General features: G+C 70.1%; 3 protein-coding genes and 1 pseudogene. 3 read left to right on the top strand and 1 reads right to left on the bottom strand.

Going from position 1 to position 4,070, the window contains the following annotated elements; all coding sequences use genetic code 11:
* Positions 1 to 480: 480 nt before the first annotated feature.
* Complete coding sequence (locus tag C1J00_RS39510; protein WP_102913691.1) at positions 481 to 2,016, top strand: glutamate-cysteine ligase family protein; 1,536 nt, start codon at positions 481 to 483, stop codon at positions 2,014 to 2,016.
* A gap of 111 nt (positions 2,017 to 2,127) precedes the next feature.
* Positions 2,128 to 2,868 (top strand): CPBP family intramembrane glutamic endopeptidase, encoded by a 741-nt coding sequence (locus C1J00_RS39505; RefSeq protein ID WP_439333476.1) that lies wholly within the window; start codon positions 2,128 to 2,130, stop codon positions 2,866 to 2,868.
* Positions 2,869 to 2,918: 50 nt separating this feature from the next.
* Here C1J00_RS39505 and C1J00_RS39500 read toward each other — a convergent pair whose 3' ends face one another.
* Positions 2,919 to 3,737, bottom strand: a complete 819-nt coding sequence (locus C1J00_RS39500) for a PhzF family phenazine biosynthesis protein (RefSeq protein WP_102913689.1) — start codon at positions 3,735 to 3,737, stop codon at positions 2,919 to 2,921.
* Positions 3,738 to 3,904: 167 nt separating this feature from the next.
* On the opposite strand from C1J00_RS39500, the pseudogene C1J00_RS47420 reads away from it, so the two are divergent.
* A pseudogene (locus C1J00_RS47420) lies at positions 3,905 to 4,070 on the top strand (PadR family transcriptional regulator); the annotation flags it as partial.

Genomic DNA, 4,070 nt, shown 5'->3' with positions numbered 1-4,070 from the left:
GGCATACGAGCTGAGCGCTAGTCTCGGGGGCTCGGAGACGTGTATAAGAGACAGGGTCCGCGTCGCCTCGACGGCAGGACCCATCGACCGTGGGCGCCAACCTTCTGTTTGCGGAGTTTATACGACACGGGTTCAGACTGTGTTTCGTCTAGCCGTTTCCGGTGAGTAGAACAAGGGTACATTCGGTCGGCGATACGCGAGAATTATCCTGATTTCAGGTGGGGGTGCACCGTGGTGACCTCGGCGAATGCCCGCGAGCCGGTCGGCCCATTCTCGTCGGCGTTTTTCACGAGTTCCTGGGCCCCGAAACCTGTCCGGTGCGTCATGCCGAGTGAATGTGCCACCGGTCACTCGGGACCAGCGTAACGGCCGACGGGTCCGTCCGGGACGTTATCGATCGCTTCCGCTGGGCATCCTCCACCTGACCGGGACCCCGGCGGCCCTGGATCCTGGCACGCAACACCGAGGAAGGACGCTTCGATGGGGGAGAAGGTCGCGGCAGGCCGGTTCGACCTGTCCGATCGCCAGCGCTACCGCGACAAGCTGCGTCAGTGCCTGACGGGCTTGGAGCGACTCCTGGCGGAGAAGCGGTTCGACCGTCCCAGGAACCTCATGGGGCTGGAGATCGAGCTGAATCTCGCGGGCGCCGACGGCATGCCGAAAATGTTGAACGGACAAGTCCTCGAACGCATCGCGAGCCGCGATTTCCAAACAGAACTCGCCATGTTCAATCTGGAAGTCAACATTCCTCCACATCGACTGGGAGGCCGGGTATTCGACCGCCTCGCGGAGGAACTCCGCACGTCGCTGGCATATGCCGACCGGAAAGCCGGCGAGGTGGACGCGGGTATTGTGATGATCGGTATTCTGCCGACTCTCGACCGTGACGACCTGGTGTCGTCGAACCTCTCCGACGTCGATCGGTACACCCTCCTCAACGACCAGATCGTGGCCGCCCGCGGCGAGGAGTTCACCCTGGACATCGACGGCGTGGAGCACCTCAGCTGCACCTCGAAGTCCATCGCGCCGGAGGCCGCCTGCACCTCCGTGCAACTGCACCTCCAGGTCACCCCGGCCCGCTTCGCCGACGTGTGGAACGCGGCCCAGGCGGTCGCCGCCGCACAGATCGCCGTCGGCGCCAACTCGCCCTTCCTCTTCGGCCGGGAGCTGTGGCGCGAGTCGCGGCCCCCGCTGTTCCAGCAGTCCACCGACACCCGCCCGCCCGAGCTCCAGGCCCAGGGCGTCCGGCCGCGCACCTGGTTCGGGGAGCGCTGGGTCACCTCGGCGTACGACCTCTTCGAGGAGAACCTGCGCTACTACCCGGCCCTGCTGCCGATCTGCGACGACGAGGACCCGCTGAAGGTGCTCGACCAGGGCGGCACGCCGTCACTCGCCGAACTCGTCCTGCACAACGGCACGATCTACCGCTGGAACCGACCGGTCTACGGCATCGCCGACGGCGTCCCGCACCTGCGCGTGGAGAACCGCGTCCTGCCGGCCGGGCCCACGGTCATCGACGTCATCGCCAACGCGGCCTTCTTCTACGGGGTCGTCCGGGCCCTTGCCGAGGAGTCCCGGCCGGTCTGGGCCCGGCTGCCGTTCGAGGCGGCCGCGGCCAACTTCGACGCCGCGTGCAAGGACGGTATCGACGCCCGCTTCACCTGGCCCCGGCGCGGCCGCTACAGCGGCACCACCCAGGTCGACGCGGTGAGTCTGGTCCGCGACGAACTGCTGCCGCTCGCCGAGGCCGGACTGGATGCCTGGGGGGTCGAGCCGGCCGACCGCGATCTGTACCTGGGCGTGATCGAGGAACGGTGCCGGCGCAGGGTGAACGGGGCGAGCTGGCAGGCCGCCACGTTCCACAAGGCGCTGGACGCGGGTCTCACCCGGGACGACGCCCTGGCCGCCACGACCCGGCGGTACCGCGAGCTGATGCACAAGGGCGACCCGGTCCACACCTGGCCGGTGGGACTGCCGGAGCCGGTGTCGCCGGACCGACCGCCGCCGTCGGGGTGACGTCCCGCTGCCGCCATACTGATCCGACACGTCGGTGAAGTGGAGGCAGGTGTGCAGGCGGAGGAGAACCCGGTGGGCGGTTCCATTCCCGAGCAGGGGCTCTCACGGCGGATGCTCCGCAACGAGACGCTGCTGGTCCTCGCGCTGTCGCTGGGCGCGAGCGGAGTGTCCGCGCTGATCAGCTTCATCGGGTCGGTCACCAAGCCGGGCGGCCTCAAGGACCAGGCGGCCACGATGAACGCCTCGGCCGCGCCCGGCCGGCCCTGGCTCGACCTCGCCTGGCAGCTCTTCGGCATCACCACGGCGCTCGTCCCCGTCGCGCTCGTCGCGCACTTCCTGCTGCGCGAGGGCGCGGGCCTGCGCACGATCGGCTTCGACCGCACCCGGCCGTGGTTCGACCTCGGTCGCGGTGCGGCGATCGCGGCGGTCATCGGCAGCACCGGCATCGCCTTCTACCTCGCGGCCCGTGGACTCGGCTTCAACCTCACGGTGGTGCCCGAGGCGCTGCCGGCGGTGTGGTGGAAGTACCCCGTGCTGATCCTCGCGGCGATCCAGAACGCGGTGCTGGAGGAGGTGATCGTCGTCGGCTATCTGCTGCGGCGCTTGGGCCGGCTGGGCTGGACCCCGGCGGCCGCGCTGGCCGGCAGCGCCGTTCTGCGCGGCTCGTACCACCTCTACCAGGGCATCGGCGGATTCATCGGGAACATGGTCATGGGCGTCGTCTTCGTCTGGCTCTACCGCCGCTGGGGCCGTGTCGGCCCGCTCGTGGTGGCCCATTCGCTGCTCGACATCGGGGCGTTCGTCGGGTACGCGCTGCTGGCGGGCAAGGTGGGCTGGCTGCCGACGGCGTGACACCGTGCAAAAGGGGGCGTACGACGTTTCGTACGCCCCCTTTCCGTGTCTCAGGCCAGCAGGTCGCCCTCGATGACGGTGACAGCCCTGCCGGTCAGCAGGGTGCGGTCGCCGCGCAGCTCCGTGCGGACCCGGCCGGAGCGGGGTGAGGCCTGGAGCCCCGTGAGGCCGGCGCGGCACAGGCGCTCGGACCAGAACGGGGCGAGGGCGGTGTGGGCGCTGCCGGTCACCGGGTCCTCGTCGATGCCGACGTTCGGGAAGAAGCAGCGCGAGACGAAGTCGTAGCCCCGGACGGGGTCCTCGGCGCGGGCCGTGGCGATGACGCCGCGCTCGGAGTGGGCGGCGAGGGCCTTCAGGTCGGGGGCGAGGCCGTGCACCGTCTTCTCGTCGGCGACCTCGACGAGCAGGTCGCCCACGTTCGGGCCGGTGTCGAGGACCGTGAGCGGTGCCGTGCCCAGCGCCTCGGCCAGGCCGCCGGGCGGGTCGACGCGGGTGAGCGGGGCCGTCGGGAAGTCCAGTGTCACGGAGCCGTCCGCGGCGGGCGTGGCGACGAGGACGCCGCTTCGGGTGGCGAACCGTACCTGGCCCTCGTCGGCACCGGTCGTGTGCAGCACATGGGCGGTGGCGAGGGTCGCGTGGCCGCACATCGCGACCTCGGTCGCCGGCGTGAACCAGCGCAGGGCCCAGTCCGCCCCGGCGCCCTCGGGGAGCGGGTGGGCGAAGGCCGTCTCGGCGTGGTTGACCTCCAGGGCGACGTTCTGCAGCCAGGTGTCGTCCGGGAAGGCGTGCGCGCCGGTCAGGAGCAGGACCCCGGCCGGGTTGCCGGAGAAGGGGCGGTCGGTGAAGGCGTCGACGATTCGGATCCTCATGCCCCGACGCTAGGGCGCCCACGAAGCCGCAGACCAAGGCCAATTCGCAAGCGGCGGCCCGGTTCTCCCGGCCTGGCGTTCCGGCGAGGGCCTTGCCCGAGTGAGACTTACCGATATATCGTTGAAGCATCGCGACAGATCAACGATGGAATGGGAGAGTGGTTGCGATGCGTACCCACGGATTCGAGCGTGGACATGGACACGGCGGCCCGCATCACGGTCGGGGCGGCTTCGAAGGGCTGCGTGCGGCCTTCGGTCCGTTCGGGCCGGGCGGTCCCGGCTGGGGCGGGCCCGGCGGCCCGGGCTTCGGTCCCGGCCCCTGGGGTGGACCTG

The organism is Streptomyces cahuitamycinicus (genome assembly GCF_002891435.1).
Lineage (GTDB): Bacteria > Actinomycetota > Actinomycetes > Streptomycetales > Streptomycetaceae > Streptomyces > Streptomyces cahuitamycinicus.
Note: the sequence above shows the minus strand (reverse complement) of the source record. Positions and strands in the feature narration are given on the sequence as shown.

Excerpts from the sequence above, each read along its gene's own strand:
- C1J00_RS39510 (WP_102913691.1), top strand. The coding sequence starts at position 481 with ATGGGGGAGAAGGTCGCGGCAGGCCGGTTCGACCTGTCCGATCGCCAG.
- C1J00_RS39505 (WP_439333476.1), top strand. The coding sequence starts at position 2,128 with ATGCTCCGCAACGAGACGCTGCTGGTCCTCGCGCTGTCGCTGGGCGCG.
- C1J00_RS39500 (WP_102913689.1), bottom strand. The coding sequence starts at position 3,737 with ATGAGGATCCGAATCGTCGACGCCTTCACCGACCGCCCCTTCTCCGGC.